This is a genomic window from Legionella sp. MW5194 (assembly GCF_016864235.1).
In the GTDB taxonomy this organism is placed as follows: Bacteria; Pseudomonadota; Gammaproteobacteria; order Legionellales; family Legionellaceae; genus Legionella_C.
The window spans coordinates 2742265-2763515 of the sequence record NZ_CP045732.1 but is presented as its reverse complement, the minus strand read 5'-3'; the positions used below and the strand labels follow the sequence as shown (position 1 = coordinate 2763515).

Here is a 21251-nt window from a genome sequence, read left to right as displayed (position 1 = left end):
AACGCATGCAGGATTTTGCCGGCAAGAACATTGTTTTGGGCATTTGTGGCGGTATCGCGGCTTACAAATCGGCCTATCTGATTCGCGAATTGACCCGCCTGGGCGCCGATGTGCGGGTTGTGATGACGCAATCCGCGCAGCAATTCATCACTCCGTTGACCCTGCAGGCTTTAAGCGGCCACGAGGTCAGAACGGAACTGTTTGATTCACAGGCAGAGCGCGCCATGGGGCATATTGAATTGGCCCGCTGGGCCGATTACCTGCTGATTGCCCCGGCGTCAGCTAATTTTCTGGCCAAAATGGCCCATGGGTTGGCGGATGATTTGTTATCTACCCTCTGCCTTGTCGCTGAAAATCCCGTAATCGTCTGCCCGGCAATGAACCGCAGCATGTGGCAGCACCCGGCTACCTGCGACAATTGCCAGATCCTGCGCAACCGTGGGGTGATTTTTGTGGGGCCTGATGAAGGGCTTCAGGCCTGCGGTGAACAAGGTCCAGGCCGTTTAAGTGACGTGGAAGCCATTCTTACCGGTTTAAGGCTTCATGCTGTCAGCGGCCTTTTGGCTGGCAGAACGGTGATGATTACGGCAGGCCCTACCTGGGAGGCGATTGATCCGGTCAGAATGATCACTAACCGCAGTTCCGGCAAAATGGGGTATGCTCTGGCTGCCGCCGCCCAAATGGCAGGTGCTGAGGTGCGTTTAATCAGCGGACCTTCAACCCTGCCTGTCCCCCCGGGCGTGATCGCCTGTTCGGTAGAATCCGCGCACGACATGCGCAAGGCTGTGATGGAGGCGCTGAAACCGGGCATGATTTTTATTGGCTGTGCAGCGGTGGCGGATTATGGTATCGACCAGCCCGCGCCAGAAAAAATAAAAAAGCAGCAGGCCGAATCCCTGTCATTGACCCTGACTAAAAACCCCGACATCCTTTCTGAAGTCGCCTCCAGTGGTAAAGCCGCCTATGTGGTTGGTTTTGCAGCGGAAACAACCAGGGTTGTCGAGCATGCCCGGCAAAAACTCAAAGCTAAAAAACTCGATATGATCATTGCCAATCAGGTCGGGGGAAATAAAGGATTTGAACAGGATGGCAATGAGGTCACCGTGATTACATCACAGGAAGAAAGAGCACTGGCCTTTCAGCACAAAACGCGGATTGCGGGAGAAATTATTGCAATTCTTGCGGCAACTCTTCAAAATGGCTCCCTTACAAAAGCAAGGAATTGATATGCTTAACGCCATTCAACTTAAAATTCTTGACCCGCGCCTTGGGCAAACCATTGAATTGCCCTCTTATGCCACCCCGGGTTCGGCTGGCCTTGATTTGCGGGTATGCATTAATGAGCCGTTGCAAATTGCCCCCAATGAAACCGTCCTGTTACCCACTGGACTTGCAATCTACATTGCGGATCCCAATCTGGCCGCGGTGATTCTTCCCCGTTCAGGATTAGGTCATAAGCATGGAATTGTGCTTGGCAATCTGGTCGGCCTGATTGATTCCGATTATCAGGGTGAATTGAAAATTTCCTGCTGGAACCGCAGCCAGGATCATTTTACAGTTGAGCCGGGGGATCGTATTGCTCAATTGGTTTTCCTGCCGGTGACCCGCGTGGGTTTTACCGTGGTTGACGCCTTTACTGAGTCAAGCCGCGGCGAAGGGGGTTTTGGCAGTTCCGGGAGACAATGATGACTTATCATCCACGGCCAATCGACCGTGCGGTTTTTCGGGCTTACGACATCCGTGGCGTTATCGGCACCTCTCTGGATGAAGATGCCTTTTATACCATCGGCAAAGCCATCAGCCTGGAGTTGCAGGCGCTTGCACGCTGCACCATTTTCGTGGCCCGCGATGGTCGTTTAACCAGCGACAGTTTGTGTACTGCGTTAAAACAGGGCCTGCTGGATAGCGGCATTGATGTCGTTGACCTGGGCGCAGTCGCTACCCCCGTGATGTATTACGCCACCTGTGCCTATGATCTGGATTGCGGTTTGATGGTCACCGGCAGCCATAATCCGGCCGATTACAATGGCATCAAAATCATTCTTGCCGGTAAAACACTGGTCCAGACGGACATTGATGCCCTGTACGAGCGGGTCTGCCTGGGGCAGTTTCAATCCGGCAAAGGGACGTTGATTAATCAGGATGTGCTTTCAGATTACATTGCCCGCATTGTCTCTGACGTGATGTTGGCAAAACCATTGAAGGTTGTCGTGGATTGCGGTAACGGCATTGCTGGCCCGGTGATTCCCTCGGTGTTTGAAAAACTGGGGTGCGAGGTTATTCCTTTGTATTGTGAGGTGGATGGGCGTTTTCCCAATCATCACCCCGATCCGACCATTGAAGACAATTTACACGACCTGCGCCAGGCTGTAGCACTGCATCAGGCCGATATCGGGCTTGCGTTTGACGGCGATGCCGATCGTTTAGGCGTGGTGACCAATACGGGTGAAATCATCTGGCCCGACCGCTTAATGATGTTTTATGCCCGCGATCTGTTGCAACAGGTCAAAGGGGCAACCATTGTATTTGATGTCAAATGCTCCAGTCATCTCGCGAAGGTGATTGAAGCGGCTGGAGGGACGCCGAAAATGTGTCCCACCGGGCATTCCATTGTTAAATCGGTGATGAAACAGGAACAGGCTGCCCTGGCCGGTGAGATGAGTGGCCACCTGTTTTTCAAACATCGCTGGTATGGGTTTGATGATGCGCTTTACAGCGCCTGCCGGTTACTGGAAATCATCAGCGCGTCACCGTTTCCGGCGAGCGAACAATTTGCGACAGTTCCCAATAGCATTAATACGCCGGAAATTAAAATTCCCATTGCGGAAGAAGAAAAATTCCTTTTCATGGAGCGTTTCAGTCGGGAAGCGCATTTTCCGGCGGCAGAAATCATTGACATTGACGGCATGCGGGTGGAATTTGCCGATGGCTGGGGGTTGTTACGCGCCTCCAATACCACGCCTTGTCTGGTGGCACGGTTTGAGGCCAATAATGCAGAGCGGCTGGAAGCAATTAAGGATTTGTTTAAATCGCAACTTAAAAAAATAGACCACCGTCTGTTCATTGATTTTTAAGTCATGTCTTTTTGCGGCGTGTCGGGTGATTGCCTTTTAACGAGGCGCTGATTTCATTCAGCCAATAATGGGCAATATCCACACGTCGGGTAATCCATACATCGGGAAACCGTCTAAGGTAATCCATAAAGCGTCTGACGGCCAGACACCGTCCGGGATGACCGCTGATTCGGGGGTGCAGACCAATGGTCATCAACGCCAGGCGATTGTCTTCATAGAGGTAATCCAGCGTGTTTTTAAGCTGCAGGTAGAAGTCGTCAGCGGTCGAGAAACCTGGATTGGTGGTGTAACGGAAGTCATTGCAGACCAAGGTATAGGGTATAATCAAATGATCGTCTTCAACAAAGGGCAGATCATCGGCATAGCTGTCAGAATCATAGAGAAAGCCGCCAATCTCCCGCAGCAATGGCCGGGTATGTTCACTGCGCCGCCCAGTATACCACCCTTGCGGCCGTTGGCCGGTTAATTGCTCGATGGTTTCTACACAGCGTTCAATGTGCTTTTTTTCCTCTTCTTTCGGCATGTGCGCGTAATCGATCCATCGCCAGCCGTGGCCGGCAATGTCATAATCGCTGAACCGTAAATAGCGGCAGAGTTCGGGGTTTAATTGCAGTGCCAAGCCTGTGGCAAAGACAGTCAAAGGCATGGCCTTTTGTTCAAACAGCCGAAGCAGGCGCCAGATACCGGCACGGCTGCCGTACTCAAACAGGGATTCCATGCTCAGGTGGCGCAGGCCTTGGGGACGGGGTGCCACCGCAAATTCGCCGCCATAGGTTTCCGCCTGCGTATCGCCGTTAACCGGGGTTAATTCAGCCCCTTCTTCGTAGTTAATGACAAAATTAATGGCTACTCGCGCGCCCTGTGGCCAGGAGGGTAGGGGAGAGTGAGCCGCATAACCGATTAAATTTCTGGCCATCATTAACCCAATTCAAACGTGGTAATGCCATAAATATGCTCAGTGGGCAGTTTCGGTTCGCCTTTTAAGTACATTCTTGCCGTGGCAAAGCATTTTTGCATGGCGTGGCGATTGACTAACGCCAAGGCGTGTGGGTTATTTTCAGGAATGTCAATGTAAACGGTTTCCCCCTTGGCATGACTGACCAGGCTATCAAACAGGCCAAAGGCAATGTGGGAATTGTCGGCGAACAAGGGACCGATTTTAAATCCCTGCTGACAGGCGCGAAGCACACCATAACCCTTTATCTGGCCATCAATAATCCAGGCGAGGGCGGCCCCTTCCGGTTGTTTAATCCAGTGTTGTAAAAAGTGGTCACGCGCAGCGGGAAAATGCCTTCGATCATAGGCATACAAGGCCCCATAGTGTTCTGATCCAAGCGACACAATGGCATGGTTGAATTCCTTGAGGATGGGTAATCCATGCCCCTGGTAACGGGCATTATGATGGGCTATTTGATACCCCAGGCGTTCGTATTTATTGAGCATGCTGAGCACGCCGTCAATTCCGGCATTGCGATTGCCAACGTAATCGAGGCGGTGGCGGGTTAATTCCAGCCCATAGCCTTTGCCGCGGTATTCCGGAGCCACCATGTAAAAACCGCAGAAGGCGAACTGATCGTCATAAACCACTGCCGATCCCATGGCAATGATTTTGCCATCCAGTTTCCCCACAAAAAAACCATGAGGGTCGGCTTCAAAAAAACAGTCGGCGTCGTGTAAACCCGGGTTCCAGCCTTCATTGGTTGCCCATTGAATGGCCAGGGGCATTTCCTCTCGAGTCATACGGCTAACGGCATAATTCGCTGACATGACGTTTTCCTTTGCCTGAATAAACGAATAGTATGTTTCTATTTTAAATATAGCAGCAAGGTACTTTGCTGATTTTTCAAAAAGGTAAATAAATAATCAATTTTGTAAAAAATGAGATGTCGCTGATTTTTGACTGCCAACTGAGGGGAGCACAAGCTGTTCTGAGCCGGACAGGGTATTTTCAGGTTCTGGATAAAAAAGTTTGCGGGAAACGCGTTCGGGTTGCTCTTTCTTTAATCGGCTTTCCACGATGATGTCCATAGAAAAAGTCCGATTAAACGACTTTAATAGTTGCCGTACTTGTGATTTTTTCCAACCCGCAGTTTCGCTTGCGATGGCATGAGTTGCCACATAAATTCCGCAAATTATCGAGGTGCTCAAAATGACAGCCGCAAGCAGGGGCACAGTGCCAAAACCTGCCATAATGCCTAGAGAAGAAATAACCCCCATCATGCCGGCACTGCATCCAGCTATAGAGCCAAATGTACCGACAAAAGATAAAAAAGCAGTTTGCGCAAGTTTTTTTGCAGGAGGGGCTGGTAACGTCATTTCTATTGCGGCAAAGTAATGTTTTGCGGCAAACCGAATCATTTGTTGATCCGGTATCTTGGTGCCTGACTTGTTCATTTTTGATAACATTATTAACAATAGAGGTTCTAATCGTTTTGGGAAGTCCGTTCTTTTTCTCAGCCATCCCTGAACAAATTTTACATAATCGCTATGACCATTTAGAAGAAAAGCAGCATAAAGATTGTCGACCAGTTCCTGAATCGCCTTAACGAATTTAGCTTCCAATTGTTCTTGCTGCTGTTTTTCCTGTTGATAGGAAATATAAAATACAGGTAAACCAATTATTAAAAACAGCAAAGAGCAGGCTGCTCCAAAACCGACAACACTAAGGCCGCCTATAGCAAGACTTAAAGCAGAACTGACAATACCAAACAAGGGCCAGGCTACCCCAGCTCCTGTACCAAGACTGGCAAACAGTGATTTGGATAGAGTCATAAAGACATTATCGTGGAGAAACGAAAAACAATAACAAGATTTAATGATCATAACAACCTTGAATGTGCTTTTACTCTGCTTTATGTTAGTAATTCGTTAATAGGTAATTAATTCAGGGAACCAATGATTCAATGCAGTGAGATAGACTACCAGCATGAAGAAACCTTGTGCCAAGGGTATTTTGCTTATGATGATCGTACCACTGAGATTCGGCCCGTGGTGATGATTGCGCCGGACTGGCGGGGGCGAGGGGAGGCCCCCTGTGAAAAGGCAAGGCAACTGGCAAGGATGGGTTATGTGGGTTTTGCCCTGGACATGTACGGAGAGGCTCGTCTGGGTCTTGATAATGACCAACGGCGTGCCTTAATGACGCCCTTGGTGCAACATCGTGAACAGTTGGCACAGCGTATTCTCGCCGCGTATACCACCGTCTGCAATCTACCCCAGGCGGATGCCAGCCGCATTGCCGCCATCGGTTATTGCTTTGGCGGGCTTTGCGTGCTCGATTTGGCAAGAACCGGCGTAGAACTTCGCGGGGTAGTCAGCTTTCATGGTTTGCTTTCAGAACCCCCCGGCAGTGAGGCGGCAATAACCGCCAAAGTGCTGGTTCTGCATGGTTATGATGATCCCCTGGTCCCGCCCGAACAGGTCAGGCAATTTGCGGATGAAATGACGCGCAAAGGGGTGGATTGGCAAGTGCACATGTACGGTCTGACCGCGCATTCCTTCAGTAATCCGGACGCACATGAAAAAGAATCCGGGTTGATGTACAACGCATCGGCTGACCGGCGTTCCTGGCAAACGACCGCCTTATTCCTTGAGGAGATTTTTCAACGTTAAGGAAAAATTTAAACAATGCCCAATAAATACAAAGGGTTTGTTTTGCGTAATTCCGTCTGGCGGGACGCAGGGAGGGCCAGCTCTTGAAACAGGGTGTTGGTGTATTCATGCCAGGTGTGGATATCGATTTGACTGCTTTGACCCAGATCGGAACTGTAAATGACCCGTGGCAGCGTTTGCACGACATCGGCAAAATCTTCCTTATCCTGATAATACAACAAGTAGGTTAACAAGGTTTGCTCTATCCAGAGCCATTGCAGTTCGGATAAGCTGGCCAGCTCTGGTGCCTGCAGACGCGTTAAGGGGTTGGCCGGTTGATTAAGCAGCAGCGCCGGCACATCGTGGTGCACACAGGCATCGATTAACGCATAGACCTCGTCTTTTGACGCATGGCCCGTGGATAAAACAATCGGATAATCCTTCGCCATTTTGAGAATGTCGATCACCTCAGGACGCAACTGCAGGGCGTCGTTGAAAAGAGTCTCTCCTTGCAGGGTCTCCGCATGAAACCGAGGTTTACTTAACTGCCTTGCCAGGCGAGAACGGTAATGACGCCCGGTAATGGTAGGAAAATGGACAATCATCTTGCCGGGGAAGGTCGGCTGATACTGAGCCAGGGCCTGCAACACGGCCCGGTAATGAATACCGCCGCTGATGTGATTGAGGATAAGGGATGGCAAAACAGGCAAGCCTTGCTTTTGAGCAAGGGTTGCTTCCACACTGGTGGCGCCCAGATGGCTGGTTAAAACAACGGCGCCCCGCAGGGATTGATAAATGCGGCCTGCGCTTAAAGCGTCCATTTTCCGTTCATACAGATCGGGATTGGCATGGTAATGAATATCAATGAAATCCAGTTCAGAAGCAATCATTGGCTTATCCTTTGTCCGCCGGATTTAACCAGGGCTGATCATAACGATAGTCCTCCCGGGCCTCATCAAGACGCCGCCCCTTTTTGACCGCATCGATGATTTTATTTTCAGTTTCAGCTATGGCCTGGGCTTTGACCAGAACCTCGCCCAATAAAGCAGCCGGGATCACTAACACACCATCATCATCACCAAAAAGAATATCACCGGGATGAATCGTTACACCGTTGATGCTGACAGGGCATTGTTCGCCCGATTTCTGCACCCGGTTTTTGCCTGAGCGCATGAAACGCTCGACAGCGAACAACGGGTAATTGCTGTTAAGAATTTTGGTCACATCCCGCACCGCCCCATTGACGACGGTCCCTGCTATGCCTTTGACCAATGCGGCCTGGGTGAGAATGTCGCCCCAGACGGTGCAATCAATGCGGGCCTGATTATCAATGACAATGACCGCGTTGGCCGGGACGTTATCAATGTAATTCGCGGCTTGCTTAAACGTTTGACCGACGCGTTGATAGGGACTGTATTGAACCGTGTAAGCCGGACCAGCCAGTTTGATGCCGCTGGCTAAGGGCTTCATGTGCAGCAGCGCTCCGTCCACACCGCAGGCATCCAGAGCATCGGCAATTTCAGCGGTGCTGAACTGCTTGAGTTGTTGAAGTGGCAAATCCAGCGTCAAGTGGTTGGCGTCAATCCCCTGTTTTAAAAAAAGCGGTGTTGGCAAGTCAGGGTGGATGACCTGTTCAATAATCACCTGCGCCATTTCTTCGGTGGTGCTTTTGCCGCCTAAATCATAGGTCAGGTAACGCCCATCCTTAATGACCGCGGCGATGGCCTGGGTGATGCGTTTCGCTTCATTGCTGTAACCAAAATGCGTTAACAATAAACCAATGGTCAGGAACATGGCGCTGGGGTTGGCACGATGGCTTGTGATGCGCGGGCCGCTGCCGTGCACCGGTTCAAAATAACAGCCCTTATGTCCCATGTTGGCGCTGGGAGCAAAACCAAGCCCGCCCATGACCGCGGCCCCTACGTCAGAAAGAATATCGCCAAACATGTTTTCAGCGACAATGACACCAAATTCTTCAGGCCGTCTGACCAGCCAGAGCGCTGTGGCATCAATGTTGGCGATGTCGGCCGTGATGGCGGGATAGCCTGCCGCCACGGCTTCAAAAATATCCCGCGCAAACGCGCTGCTTTGGCGGAGAACATTCGGCTTGTCAGCAAAGGTTACGCGGGTGAATTGATTCTCTTTTGCATATTGGAAGGCAAATTCAAACAGGCGCTGCAATCCCTGCCGGCTTTGCAGGCGGAGACTGACGCTCAAATCCTGAGTCGACATATGCTGCCAGCGCTTTTGCTGGCGTATCAGCTGACTGATGGGTTCTGGCGGTGGGTGAAAATCAAAGCCTGCATAAAGGCCTTCGGTATTTTCCCGAATGATGCAGAAACGAAATGGTCGCTCACTGTCGAGCAAATTAAAACAGGGCCGTACATTGGCGAATAAATCCAGTTTTTGCCTTAATTGAATCAAGGGAGAGACGTACTCAACAGGATTCTTTTGAAGTTTAGGCGACAGCTCGCGTAAGGCTTCACGTACCGGTTTGCTGGTAATGGCGCCAATCAAGGTGGCGTCGCAATGGCGAATCAATTGCCAGGTTTTTTCTGGAAGAGGGTTGCCCTGCTCCTGCCAGCACGCCCAGCCGATGTCGCCGCGGTGGATAGCCACCGGTAAATTCAATGCCTTAAAGATCGGCAGAGCTGCTTCGGTGACCTCGTCTCCTATGCCATCGCCCGGCAATACGGCAATTTTAATGACATCATTTAGCGTCATAATCCAGTTTCTCCAGGATTATTTTTTTGCAAAAAGGAAGATTATCCTGCAACACTCGCATGCTTGCACCCGGAACAATAAGCAATTGCCCGTGGGGAGGAGCCAACACATTCCGGTGGTTGACCAAATGCGATTGTTCACCAATGAAATGCAGGTAATTTGCCTTGCTCGTTGTTATTAGTTTAGTTGAATCTGTGGTCAGTACTTTGGTTAAACCCGTTATCAGGCGATGTTCTGCCTGTGCTGTGTCCCCGATGTCCCTTTTAGTCACTGGCAACGGATTGGGGAAATAAACCTCACGGTACAAACTTTCAAGCGCCGCCACAAGCTGGTGCTGCTGGCACAAATGAATAACCCGGGACAACTTTTCAGTCAGCGTGGTATCGGCAAATGTGGGCGTGGAGAAGAGTATGAGCTTTTTTTTGAGCAGCAGAGGGAGGCATTGCTGCAGAATAACCCCGCCAAATGAAAAACCGATAAAACCCGCATAGTGCGGCAGCAGGCCAGGCAGTTTTTCCTGCCAATGGTGATAATAGGTGTCATTGGGCAGGGTGATGTCAATTTCGGCCAAAGGATCACACCAGTCCAGCTGGTAATAGGGCGACAAAAAGGAGAGCGATTCCGCCATGCCGGTGATATCGGCGGATTGCGGCATGACGGGTGCCAGAATGAAAAGGCGTTTTTTAGTCATGGGTCCACCCCGATTAAATGCGTTGTCGCGCAGTATATAAGATAAGCTTACTTAACGGAATGTTGCTTGACCTGTGCGGTAGAAAGATCGGAAATTCCGCGAATAAATTCATCCATTTCAATGGCTTCCTGACCAATGTGTAAGGCCCGCCGGGTATAATTGGCCGCAGTGAGCAGATCATCGAGGTTGTATTTTTTAATGTGGTTGGCGTGAAGGTAAGCAGCAAAAAATTCGGTTTTGAGATTACCTATGCCTTTCCCCATACCGGCAAGCGAAGCATCCACGTATTCAACGCCGGCATCGATGGCGGCCAAGGTATTTGCCTGCGCCAGGCCGAGATTGTCATGGGCATGATAGCCAAAAGCGACAGGGTAACGCGGGATATATCGTTCATAAATTCGACTGACCCGGGAAGGCATCAGGCTGCCGTTGGAGTCTGCGAAATAAATCATGTCGGGATGGCGGGTTGCCGCTTCAGCCACGACCTCATCCAGGTCGCTCTCACTGTATTGCGAGGTATGAATAAAATTAACCGAGACGCGAAGTCCGATTTCCCTGATCAGATCCAGCGTTTTACAGGCCGCTTTGATGCCACCCCGAATAACGCAGATCCGAATCAGTTTAACGCCCAAGGCTTTCATTTCGATGAAATCATCGCGGGCGACATTCTCGGGGTGAACCATGACCGCCATGTCGGCATGTTGAATGCAGTTGCGGCATAACTGAAGGTAAGATTTTGGGCATAATCCGGCCTCGCCAATGTCGGGAATCGGATGCAGCGACCCATTGCGATAACCCACCTCGATGTATTCAATGCCGGAATGATCCAGAGGAGTCAGGATGGCTTTTAAATCATCTGAAGAAAAATGAAAATTGGTTCTGTGTCCCCCGTCCCGTAACGAGACGTCTAAAAGTTTTAATTGGTTCATCATGATATGCCATCCTGCTCCCCACCAAGTTAAATCAGTTGCCGATAAAGAAAATACAAAATGGGGAGTAATATTAAACTTCTTACATAAAACGCTGTTCGATTATGTTTATATAGCACATGCAGGTAAGAAAAGGGGTGACGGTAGATCAAGGATCGGGTAATGATTTTGGTGACCTGACGGGCTTTGCCCTTTTGCGGTGTCTCATGAATACGAACACTGGGCGCAGGATTGGCTTCAATAATGACGCCGCCAGACCCCTCAATGGGAATGGTTAAATCCACGCATTCAATGTCAAGTCCAACGACAGCCAGGTTTAAGGTGGCCGCCGCTTTTTTTAATAAACGGCGGTTTTCCCGGCACACGCGGGTTTTAATGGTTTCATACGTGCCGCCGCGGGTGGCATTGCAGGTGTAACATAAATCCACACGCTCGTTGCGTTGTGGGATGTCATTGATGGTAAGGCCCAGTTCCTTGAGCCTTATCAGGCATTCACCGTCAATCTGGATAGGTTTTAAGGTGTCGCTTACGCGCGCGCGCTCGGCATTGGCGAGTTCAACCAATTCCCTGATGGTGTGCTCGCCGTCACCGATGACATGGGCGGCATAGCGGCGTACCACCCCCAGTATGCGTTGCCTGAACATCAACACACGGTAGGAATTTAAATTACCATGAAATTCTTCAATGCTTAAAAATTCATAGGCTGGAAAAATATCGCCCATAAAGGATTTTAATTGTTCAATGTTCTGGATATTGCACACCACGTCCCGTCCAAGACGGCCTTCTTTCGAGGGTTTAACCACCAAAGGGAATTTTAAATCGGCAATGACCTGTTCAAGAAAGCCATTATAAAAATCGTCGACATGAATAGCCGTGGCTTTGGGAACCGGGATGCCGGCCCGTTCAAGAATTTTATTGGCACAATACTTATTGCTGGCAATGTTGGCACTGCAGCTGCTGTTAAATGGGGTTTCTCCGCCGCGAAAATAATAGGTTCTTTTGCCTAACTGAATGGCCACGCCCTCGATGTCTTCGACCAGTTCGGCAGGAAGCAGCAATTCTTTGGCGGATTGATAATAAGCCAGCGTGTTTTTATTGTAATTTAAATCGACGGATGCGTGCAAAACAGAAGCTCCCTGAATGTAAGCTTAATCGGCCTGAGTCAGAAATAATAACACAGGCAAACCGGCATTGTTCTGTTGGCGAGCGATGACGCGTTGGCTACCCATGCATTTAAGCGCCAGTTCCCGGCAAAGGCTTTCAATGTAATCCGCATGATGACAGAAACGGGCGCTTTCCTGCAATTGCCAGGGAAGGCTGTCGCTGATTTCGATACTGAAAATAAAGTACCCTGCTGGCATTAAATGCTCGCGCACCGCGGTAAAAAGGGATGTCAGATCGCCGAAATAGGGAAGGACATCCGCCGCGGTTATCAGGTCGTAGTGTTGACTGGTGCCGCTTAGAAAAACGCGGATGTCTGAGTCGATGAGTTCATCATAAATCCCTTTTTCTCGAGCAATGGCGACCATTTTGGCCGCGATATCAACGCCGGTCAGGCGCCGGGCGAGAGGTCGCACGATTTCGCCGGTGAGGCCAGTACCACAGCCTAAATCCAGCGCGTTGGTGAAATGATCAAGATCGTATTCCCGGCACAGGGATTCGATGTGCAGGGGGAGGGTGTATTTTAATTGCTCGCGCATGTGCTTGTCATAATACAGCGCGTAGTTATTAAAAAGATTGGCTGCATAAGGGGTACAGGTACCGGCGGTGGCTGTGTCTCCCTGCAGGGCGCTCAGCATGTGCCGGCTGGCTGCATCCTCTGGATTGGCAGCCAGTGCGCGACGGAGGAGTTCAATCGCTTTGGGCTTGTCCTCGAGGCGAATAAACACAGCCGCCAGGTTATTCAGTGCGGCAAAGTGCTGAGGCTCAAGTGATAGCAGGTGTTCGAAGTGATGAATGGCCTCATTCAAGTGCCCCAATGCCATCTGCGCCACACCGGAATTGTACAGGTATTCAATGTGATCAGGCATTTGCTTCAGCAGGACGTCATAATGCATCAATGCGTTTTCAAACCGGTCATGGTGCATGAACGTCGCGGCTAGATTATTGCGCGCATCCAGGTGATTGTTGTCCAGCGTCAGGGCTTTGGTAAAAAAATCAACCGCCAATTGACCGCGATCCCGTTTTAAGGCAATGACCCCCAGGTTGGTTAAAGCCTGTACGTGAGTATTGTCGTGCATGACCACATGCTGAAACGCCTTTTCGGCCTCATTCAGTTGATTGGCTTCAAGGCTCAACACGCCGAGGTAAAAGTGCGCTTCGAGATGGTCAGGGTTTAAGGCCAGTACGTTATTGAATTGAATGCGAGCAGCATCCAATTGATTATTTTTGAGAAGAAACAGGCCGAGATTATAATGTGCCGCGGTGAAATCCGGTTGGGCATGAATCGCACGGCGGTAGTATTGCAGCGCGTTTCGGTAATCATTGTTCATGGCAAATACCGCAGCGAGGTTACTGTAAGCCTGAGCATAGTCCGGTTTTAGCGCGATAGCCTGCTGATAATGATGAATGGCTAAATCCAGTTGATGGTTTTTACGGTAGGCATTGGCCAGATTGTTGTGCAGGCCTGGATCATCGTCGTCCAGAGCCAATGCCCGCTGCAGGTAGTGAATGGCGGTGTTGTTGTCGCCAAGCTGTATGCAAACGAAAGCCAGACTGCATAGACTGGGTTCATGATTTGGATTCTGCGTCAGGATTTGCTCGTAAAGCGTCATGGCTTGCGGCAGCTTTTCTTGATCCTGTAGCCGTTGCGCTTCGGCAAATAATTCGTCAATGGCGGTCATGGGGTTTTGACCATGAAAACGTGCAGGATGCCATCCAGATCAAAGGGGATGTCCCTGGCGACAAAACCATACTGCTCATAAAAGGGCTGCAGATAATGCTGGGCGGTGATGGCAATGTCATGGCCAGGATAGTGTTCCTGCAAGTGGTTTAAAATCAAGGTCATCATATGCCTGGCAAGGCCCTGACCACGGTAAGCAGGCGCCACAATCACCCGGCCAAAGCTCATGGTGTTTTTATCGTAGCGGAGCAGACGGGCATAACCGGCTAAGGTTTTATTATCCCGCAGCTGCATATGCAGGGCGGTTTGATCCTGATAATCGGCATCAAGGTAAACACACTGCTGCTCAACGATGAATACCTGATTACGCAGGGCGAGAATGTCGTAAATTTCCTCAGTGGCTAATGCTTTAAAGGGTTGAATGCTTGTTGTAATCATGACAGGTTAAGTTGTTGTTGCAGCCGTTGCAGCGCCTCGGCGCGATGACTGATGGTGTTTTTAATTTTAGCAGGCAATTGTGCCATTGTGCATTGCCGTTCAGGCAAATAAAACACCGGATCATAACCAAATCCCTCGTTACCGCTTACGGTGCGGCTGATTTGCCCTTTAAGTTGACCGCAGGCAATGAGGGGCATGGGATCGTCGGCATGGCGCACCATCACGATGGCACAGTAAAAAAAAGCCTGCCGTTCAGCCTCGGCAACGTCTTTTAACCGGTGCAGCAGCAGGTCAATGTTGTCTTTGTCCGTTGCCGAAGGTCCAGCGAAGCGTGAGGAATAAATACCAGGCTGGCCGTCGAGAGCCGGAACGACAAGGCCTGAATCATCCGCCAGCGCTGGTTTTCCGCTTTCGCGGCTGGCATGGCGGGCTTTGATCAGGGCGTTTTCAACAAAACTTTGTCCGGTTTCGTCCGCATCACTGATGGCTAATGAGGATTGGGGAATACAGATCGTTGGGGCAAGAATGGCTGATAATTCCGCAATTTTGCCTGGGTTGCTGGTGGCTAAGATGATTTCTTTCATGAGGCATGGCCCTAAATGAGCGTGCAGGATGGCCAGCAGCGGTTTAAGCGTTCACTTTCTTCCTTAAAGGCGAACGATAACTGACTCAACCCCTCTGTTTTATCCACTAAATCACTTAATTTTTCCCCGCGGAGTTCCATTTTTTGGAATGCTTCCAGCAAGACGGTGCGGGTTTCATCCAGTTCTTTCTGGACTTTTTTAATTTTGGGATCGTGCGCTTTGTCGATGAATTGATCGGGATCCTGGGCAACATCCTGAAGGGCGCATTTATGGAAGAGCAAATTAATGGTCAGGGTGCGTTGTTGTTCCAGAGTGATTTCACTGTCGCAGGCGATGGCCCAATAATTCTCACCCAGCTTAAATCCGTAGATTTTCATCTCGCCCAAGGTGTGGGAGTAATATTTCCCCGGCTCTAAGGCTTCGCCTATTTCCTCAAGCTTCGCCACCTGTTTTTTGATCTGGGTTGCCATCAGGGAAAGCATGATCCGGTTCGTTGGAATGTGGAGCGTGGCTTTTTCACCTTCAAAACGAGTGATGATTGCATAGCATTTCATTTCTGGGCTCTCCCTGAGTTTTTTTCTAAATTATCATAAAAGCAAATAAATTGACAAAATGTTTATCTTAAAAACCAATGTTCATGGGAGCGGAGGCACGCTTTCAAGCAGGTCAAGGATCATTTCCTGTTGCTGCTGGGTTTTTGATTTGACGGCAAACAAGGTCCAGCGGCCCGTTTTAAATTCCTGAACTTTTCCCTGGGAAAAGGAAACCAGCAGACCAAGGCCTGTGTAACAGGCAATGGTGTTGCCAATGTCCATTATTATTTTTCCAAGGCCTCGACAGGTTCGTGTAATGGATGGATGGGAATTGAGTATGTCTTTGGCTGCGAGTTGATAGCTGATTAACGAACGGTGATCGTTGCCCAGAAACTGCAAGGTGAGGCTCAATAATTCAAACGCCATTTTTTGAATAACCGCTGCTTTTTTAAAGGTGTCGGTGGCCTTGTCCAGGGGTTCGTGGACACGGAGTCTGGCGTTGAAATCCTTGTAATCGATAAGCATTGTTTCATACTCAATAATGGCCTTTGCAATCACCTGCTTTTGCGCAGGCTTCAGCACGTCAAGGAGCAGTTTGGCGCCATAAAGCGCCAGTTTTTTTATCTCGTTCATTAGTCGGTGGCAATAAATGGTTTTTTGCAGATTCATCAGGCTTTTGTATTGCGTTAATGATCCGTGCCGCAGGATGGGCAGCTTACCCATAATGAATGCTTCATCAAGGTGGTTGGAAAACGAAGGGTGGCAATCGAGGGTTAATGGCTTTAAACGTCTGTTACCGACCAGGGTGGCATAGCGGGCAATGAAGGCATGGAGTACCTGGGGATTGCGGCTGTGGCGAGCGGCAAAATCAAATAAATAATCGTCATTGCCCTGGGCGCGGGTTTCAAGTTCCTGCTGACTGAGGTGATTAATCAGTGCAATGGTTTCCCGGGATTTATTGTGAATAAGGAGGTGTTTGATTTGTTCCGGTAAGGTCATGCCGATTTGCTGGTTAAAGATGAATGCCGAATCAAGGTTGAATGGCCTGTTAACAGCCTGTTATTGCTGTTTTTCATGCAAAACAGGACAATGGAAGAACCCATTATACCTTGATTTTTCTCGACTTAAAGTAAAGTTTTATTGCTGAAGCGATTGCTGTTCATAAGCCATTTCAGAGAAAAAACCACAAGGCTTAATTACAGGTCATATGCTAACTCAGAGATTCGCCGTTTGAGGGAAAAGTCGTGGTAAAATCTGTTTCCCTAAAATAGAAGCAAACTGATAGCCACTGCTTGGATAATTGGCATCAAGCCAGACCAATTCATCGATTTCCTGTCCGGGTGAGGGCATGCCCTGAATGCTGACCCGATAGACACGCATCACCAGTAAGGCGTCTTCATAAATGGCTTTGGCTTTAAAATGACCAAACGGAGTGGCAGAGCGCAGTTCAACCTGTAGTTCTTCCTGCAATTCGCGTCGCAAAGCCTGCTCATCGGTCTCTCCTGCTTCAATTTTCCCCCCGGGGACAATCAATTCCAGGGGCGGCTTGCCGCGCTTGTGGACAGCAAGGACGCGGTGATTGGCATCGAGAATCAAGGCGCCGGCTTTTATTATCGTGGGTTGTAATACCTTATTCATGGCAGAGCTCCTGAGTGGCCGAGGCAAGTTGTTTTAACAGCGCCAGCGCAGGATTACTGATGGCTCTTTGGGTGCTAAAGACGGTATGGCATTGGTCACAGGTATGCTGCTGATGCGGTATAACGGCCAAAAGCGACTGATCGAAATGCGGATGATTGCACCGAGGGCAATGATAGCTTTTCAAATAGCCTTGTAAAGAGGGCAGGGCCTGCTGAATCTGCAGAATCCGCACCATCTCAATGTCCAGCAATTGCCCCATCACCCACACGCTGCCATAGGTGTTGTCGACTATACGCTTACCCTGATTGTCATAAGCATGCACATGGATGGCACTTTCTTCCTGTCGTTTTGCTGTCCAGAGAATGGAGGGATTGGAACCCCAAATCTGGAAGCCGCCGGGATACCGCTCGGCATCAAGGATAATTTGACGCGATGGAATAATCACCGGACGTTTGACCAGGCCATCACCCAGATGGTGCTTAAACCGCAAAATGGGATTGACGGCGCAGCGTTGCTCACTCTGGGTAAGCTGGCCGCAGTAACTGCAATAGTGATCGAAGGATGGAATCACTGCCGACATCCCCGTGTCCAGTAATTCCCGGCCGCAGTGACTGCAATCAAGGCTAAGAATCGGAAAATCAAATACTGAACTTAAGGTAAAATGGACCGCACTTTCTTCCGTCAGGAGCAATCGCTTATCCTGCCAGCAGACTTCCACTTCGGCAAAGGATTGATCGATTTGTTTTTTGCCGGGATCGGTTCGGCGGGCATGCAGGTGAACACCACGGTCGAAGCCCTGATCGTGACTATTAAAGACAGCCGGTAAGGCTCCCCAGGCGGCTACGCCTCCGGGATATTCATCAAGATTGATTGACAACGGGGTGGTTGAAGCGGCTTTAAACATAGAGATACCTTAAGAAATCCATTTAAAGTACCCCTCGCCCTAAGGAAGGATTGTCGTTACAACTCGGGAAGGATCGAGATTAGTTGTAATCACCAGCCTCTACGGGAACCCTGATGCTAGCGAAAACCAGGCGCTCTTGTCAATTTCCATAACAAAAGAAAATGGTCGCAGGGATGGGTTTTCCCTGCGGCTTCAGTCCAATCTATGCTTATCGGTTGCGTTTGTTGTTAAAATGCTCAATGATTCTGTCAATATCGGGAGTCATTCTCTCGAAGCCCTCTCTGACCTGGGTGCCGAAACTGGGGTCACGGTTACCGCCAGAGACCTGGTTTAAGTCCTCTTTGGACAATGGCTTGGTTTTTTTCTTTGGGGTTTTGTGCTGTTTCATAACGAACCTCATTTGCTAAGACCTGGATAAAGTATAGACTGTGGATGGGCATTGCGTTGCAAGTGGAGTGCACGGCAGCGGGAGTAATAAAATCGATCAGGGTATTGGTTCTCACCCTGATAACACCCTTAATAATTGCGCTGCAGTATAAAATCAGCAATGCCTTTGATTTTGTCACTCTGACCAGGGACGAGAGCCAAGTAAGACAATGCCTTGGAATAAAAGGCTTTTTCTGCTTGTTTAGCCTCGTCAATGCTCGTTAACACAGGATAAATTAGCTTGCTTCGTTCCAAATCGTTTCTCTGGCATTTTCCGATAATTGCCGTACTGGATTCAATGCCAATGATGTCGTCATGAATCTGAAAGGCGATTCCGATTAATAACCCGAACTCCTGCAGTAAATTAAAAATTTCCCGATAATCCGTGCTGGCTAAAGCGCCAAAAACGACAGCGGTGCTGATTAAGCACCCTGTTTTCATGCGGTAAATGGTTTCAAGATCATTGACTGACACGTGAGTATGCGCTGACTGCAAATCCAGGACTTCGCCGCCCACCATGCCTGTGGAACCAATGGCTCGGGTAAGAACATCAATCATTTTCAGCCCGTTCTCAGGTCTTAGTTTGTATTTAAATGCCAGATTGGCGAGGATGTTAAACGAGGGTATGCAGGGCATCCCCCGTCAAAATGGCGACCGCCTCACCATACACTTTGTGACAGGTGGGTTTTCCGCGGCGCAAATTATCATTGTCCAGTGCGGGCAGATCATCATGGATGAGCAAAAAGGCATGAATCATTTCAATGACAGCGGCCAATCCATCCAGTAAGGTCTCCTCGGCATGAAACAGTTTACCGATGGAATACACAAACGCGGCACGTATGCGCTTTCCCCCATTTAATACAGAATAAGCCATCGCTTCATGCAATGCGGGGGGTAGGATGTGATGGAGGGTAAGTAGCTTTGAATGACGAGGTTGGCTCTTCCCTGGCATTCCGTGAGGTAGTTTTTGATCTCCACGATCGTTGCCCCAGGTTTAGATTATAAACGTTAATAGACAATAGTAAAACAAATTGATTTAAAAATAACTATTTAGTGCGCGGACTTCCCCTCTCTTGTTCTGTTGGCTACCATTAAATAAAGACGCCTCTGGCACTATTCCCTTCATAATAAGGAAAGTCAAAATGCACCATTCGCTTCCCTTGATTACTACCGTGGCTCTGGGGTTTGCCCTGGCACTCATCATGGGATTTATTGCGGTGCGTTTTAAAATCCCGGCGCTTGTGGGGTATTTGCTAGCCGGGGTCATCATCGGTCCGTTTACGCCCGGGTTGTTCGCGGATGTGAAAATTGCTCAGGAACTTGCTGAAATCGGCATCATGTTGCTGATGTTCGGTGTTGGCCTGCATTTTTCCCTGGACGATTTAAAACGGGTCCGCACCATTGCCATTCCCGGGGCGGTTGTGCAGATGATTGCGGCTACTCTGCTTGGCGGCGGGCTTGCCCTCTTTTGGGGCTGGGATTATGGCAGCGCCCTGATTTTTGGCCTATCCCTCTCGGTGGCGAGTACCGTGGTTTTACTGCGCGCCCTGGAAGAACGGGACGCTCTGGACACGATTAATGGTCACATTGCCGTCGGCTGGCTTTTGGTTGAAGATTTGGCCATGGTGATTGTGTTGGTGCTGTTGCCCTCCCTGTCTCACAGTTTGGGGGATAAGGTGGCAGCGGATATACAACAGCAGCCGTTATGGATTGCCCTGAGCTTGACACTGCTTAAAGTGTTCAGTTTTATTATCCTGATGTTTGTGGTAGGACGGCGGTTGTTGCCCAAACTGCTCTGGCATGTGGCTCGGACTGGCTCACGTGAACTGTTTACGTTATGCGTCATTACTGCAGCGGTAAGCATTGCCTATGGGGCGGCCCAGCTGTTTGGCGTCTCCTTTGCACTCGGCGCTTTTTTTGCAGGCATGATTCTCAGGGAGTCTTCCTACAGTCATCGGGCGGCCGAAGAATCACTGCCGTTACGCGATGCGTTTGCGGTGCTGTTTTTTGTGTCTGTGGGGATGCTGTTTAATCCAATGGTGTTATTTGAGCAGCCACTGCAGGTCTTGTCGGTGGTGACTATCATTGTGGTCGGTAAATCCATCGCTGCATTCATTTTGGTTCTTGCTTTTCGTTATCCCCTGCGGTCGGCTTTGATTGTTTCAGCGAGTCTTGCGCAAATTGGGGAGTTTTCTTTTATTCTGGCTGAGTTGGGAATACGGTTCGGCATGCTTCCGGAAGAAGGGCGGCATTTTATTCTCGCGGGCGCTATCATCTCAATTGCGCTGAACCCGTTGATTTTCAGGCTGATTAATCCCGTGCATGACTGGGTGAAATCGCATCCAACGCTTCTGGCGCTGTTTGAGCGGGGGAATGATCCCTTGGCAGAACTGCCGCAGACGACGCAGGAGGCGTATCTCGCCGGGCAAGTGGTGCTGGTCGGCTATGGGCGGGTTGGCAAACGAATTGCCAATTTGTTGACTGAACATAGCATTCCGTTTGTGGTCGTGGATGAAAACCGCGAGATCATCACTCACCTTCGCGAAACGGGTATCGCGGCGGTTTACGGTGATGCCTCGGAGCCCTCGGTGCTTATTCAGGGCCATATTGCCCGAGCCAGCATGTTGATGATTGTGGTGTCCGATACCGTGCATGTGAGAAAAATGATTGCCTGCGCGCGCGCACTCAATCCGGATATCGAAATTGTGGTTCGCAGCCATGATGAAGAGGAAGCCTTGCTGTTGCAGAATGACGTGCTCGGAAAGGTGTTTTTTGCCGAAGGCGAGATTGCCAGCAGCATGGGGCAGTATGCTTTAAATCGTTATGGAAAAGGACCGCAGCAGCATACTTGATTTACGCTGGGCTAGTTCAAGTTAT

At 49.7% G+C, this 21251-nt stretch carries 23 protein-coding genes; 5 read left to right on the top strand and 18 right to left on the bottom strand.

Annotation, left to right across the window (positions count from 1 at the left end):
- Positions 1–5 precede the first annotated feature (5 nt).
- Genes coaBC through GH742_RS12685 form a run of 3 tightly spaced genes read left to right on the top strand, consistent with a single transcriptional unit; the run spans position 6 to position 3074 of the window.
- Positions 6–1226, top strand: a complete 1221-nt coding sequence (coaBC, locus tag GH742_RS12695; RefSeq protein ID WP_203456950.1) for a bifunctional phosphopantothenoylcysteine decarboxylase/phosphopantothenate--cysteine ligase CoaBC — start codon at positions 6–8, stop codon at positions 1224–1226.
- Position 1227: 1 nt separating this feature from the next.
- Positions 1228–1686, top strand: a complete 459-nt coding sequence (dut, locus tag GH742_RS12690; RefSeq protein WP_108294241.1) for a dUTP diphosphatase — start codon at positions 1228–1230, stop codon at positions 1684–1686.
- A complete protein-coding gene (locus tag GH742_RS12685; RefSeq protein WP_203456949.1) occupies positions 1686–3074 on the top strand; it encodes a phosphomannomutase/phosphoglucomutase in 1389 nt (462 codons plus the stop codon). The genes dut and GH742_RS12685 overlap by 1 nt, the downstream gene beginning before the upstream one ends.
- Position 3075: 1 nt before the next feature.
- On the opposite strand, the gene GH742_RS12680 is transcribed toward GH742_RS12685, so the two are convergent.
- From GH742_RS12680 to GH742_RS12670, 3 genes are all read right to left on the bottom strand, one after another.
- A complete protein-coding gene (locus tag GH742_RS12680) occupies positions 3076–3990 on the bottom strand; it encodes a polysaccharide deacetylase family protein (RefSeq protein ID WP_203456948.1) in 915 nt (304 codons plus the stop codon).
- A 2-nt stretch (positions 3991–3992) separates the two neighbouring features.
- Positions 3993–4841: a GNAT family N-acetyltransferase gene (locus GH742_RS12675; RefSeq protein WP_203455271.1), complete on the bottom strand. Its 849-nt coding sequence runs from the start codon at positions 4839–4841 to the stop codon at positions 3993–3995.
- Between the two features lie 96 nt (positions 4842–4937).
- Positions 4938–5897 (bottom strand): hypothetical protein, encoded by a 960-nt coding sequence (locus GH742_RS12670; protein ID WP_203455270.1) that lies wholly within the window; start codon positions 5895–5897, stop codon positions 4938–4940.
- Positions 5898–5969: 72 nt separating this feature from the next.
- Here GH742_RS12670 and GH742_RS12665 point away from each other — a divergent pair, with 72 nt between their 5' ends.
- A complete protein-coding gene (locus GH742_RS12665; protein WP_203455269.1) occupies positions 5970–6686 on the top strand; it encodes a dienelactone hydrolase family protein in 717 nt (238 codons plus the stop codon).
- Between the two features lie 8 nt (positions 6687–6694).
- On the opposite strand, the gene GH742_RS12660 is transcribed toward GH742_RS12665, so the two are convergent.
- From GH742_RS12660 to GH742_RS15750, 15 genes are all read right to left on the bottom strand, one after another.
- Positions 6695–7555 carry a DUF6282 family protein gene (locus GH742_RS12660; protein ID WP_203455268.1) on the bottom strand — a complete coding sequence of 287 codons (861 nt, stop codon included), beginning with the start codon at positions 7553–7555 and terminating at the stop codon, positions 6695–6697.
- A 4-nt stretch (positions 7556–7559) separates the two neighbouring features.
- A complete protein-coding gene (locus tag GH742_RS12655; protein WP_203455267.1) occupies positions 7560–9389 on the bottom strand; it encodes an isocitrate/isopropylmalate family dehydrogenase in 1830 nt (609 codons plus the stop codon).
- Complete coding sequence (locus GH742_RS12650; protein WP_203455266.1) at positions 9376–10080, bottom strand: hypothetical protein; 705 nt, start codon at positions 10078–10080, stop codon at positions 9376–9378. The genes GH742_RS12655 and GH742_RS12650 overlap by 14 nt, the downstream gene beginning before the upstream one ends.
- A gap of 47 nt (positions 10081–10127) precedes the next feature.
- On the bottom strand, positions 10128–11009 hold the full coding sequence (locus tag GH742_RS12645; protein ID WP_203456947.1) for a 4-hydroxy-2-oxovalerate aldolase: 882 nt from the start codon (positions 11007–11009) through the stop codon (positions 10128–10130).
- Positions 11010–11038: 29 nt separating this feature from the next.
- Positions 11039–12133 (bottom strand): UDP-N-acetylmuramyl peptide synthase, encoded by a 1095-nt coding sequence (locus tag GH742_RS12640; RefSeq protein ID WP_239005215.1) that lies wholly within the window; start codon positions 12131–12133, stop codon positions 11039–11041.
- 24 nt (positions 12134–12157) lie between these two features.
- Positions 12158–13852 carry a tetratricopeptide repeat protein gene (locus GH742_RS12635; RefSeq protein ID WP_203455265.1) on the bottom strand — a complete coding sequence of 565 codons (1695 nt, stop codon included), beginning with the start codon at positions 13850–13852 and terminating at the stop codon, positions 12158–12160.
- Complete coding sequence (locus GH742_RS12630) at positions 13849–14289, bottom strand: GNAT family N-acetyltransferase (protein ID WP_203455264.1); 441 nt, start codon at positions 14287–14289, stop codon at positions 13849–13851. The genes GH742_RS12635 and GH742_RS12630 overlap by 4 nt, the downstream gene beginning before the upstream one ends.
- Positions 14286–14873 carry an RdgB/HAM1 family non-canonical purine NTP pyrophosphatase gene (gene rdgB / locus GH742_RS12625; RefSeq protein WP_203455263.1) on the bottom strand — a complete coding sequence of 196 codons (588 nt, stop codon included), beginning with the start codon at positions 14871–14873 and terminating at the stop codon, positions 14286–14288. Before rdgB ends, GH742_RS12630 begins: the two co-directional genes overlap by 4 nt.
- Before the next feature lie 11 nt (positions 14874–14884).
- Positions 14885–15427, bottom strand: a complete 543-nt coding sequence (locus GH742_RS12620; protein ID WP_203455262.1) for a synaptobrevin family protein — start codon at positions 15425–15427, stop codon at positions 14885–14887.
- Between the two features lie 81 nt (positions 15428–15508).
- Complete coding sequence (locus GH742_RS12615) at positions 15509–16405, bottom strand: hypothetical protein (protein WP_203455261.1); 897 nt, start codon at positions 16403–16405, stop codon at positions 15509–15511.
- Positions 16406–16621: 216 nt separating this feature from the next.
- The gene (locus GH742_RS12610; protein WP_203455260.1) at positions 16622–17044 is read right to left on the bottom strand and encodes an NUDIX domain-containing protein; all 423 of its coding nucleotides are present in this window, start codon (positions 17042–17044) and stop codon (positions 16622–16624) included.
- Entirely contained in the window at positions 17037–17948 is a 912-nt protein-coding gene (locus GH742_RS12605; RefSeq protein ID WP_203455259.1) for a hypothetical protein, read from the bottom strand. Before GH742_RS12605 ends, GH742_RS12610 begins: the two co-directional genes overlap by 8 nt.
- Before the next feature lie 208 nt (positions 17949–18156).
- A complete protein-coding gene (locus GH742_RS12600; protein WP_203455258.1) occupies positions 18157–18336 on the bottom strand; it encodes a bacteriocin in 180 nt (59 codons plus the stop codon).
- A gap of 128 nt (positions 18337–18464) precedes the next feature.
- Positions 18465–18932, bottom strand: a complete 468-nt coding sequence (locus GH742_RS15755; protein ID WP_255536054.1) for a polyprenyl synthetase family protein — start codon at positions 18930–18932, stop codon at positions 18465–18467.
- A 55-nt stretch (positions 18933–18987) separates the two neighbouring features.
- Positions 18988–19248: a polyprenyl synthetase family protein gene (locus GH742_RS15750; protein ID WP_203455256.1), complete on the bottom strand. Its 261-nt coding sequence runs from the start codon at positions 19246–19248 to the stop codon at positions 18988–18990.
- Positions 19249–19516: 268 nt separating this feature from the next.
- Between GH742_RS15750 and ybaL the strand changes: the two genes are divergently transcribed.
- Positions 19517–21226, top strand: a complete 1710-nt coding sequence (gene ybaL / locus GH742_RS12585) for a YbaL family putative K(+) efflux transporter (protein ID WP_203455255.1) — start codon at positions 19517–19519, stop codon at positions 21224–21226.
- Positions 21227–21251 lie beyond the last annotated feature (25 nt).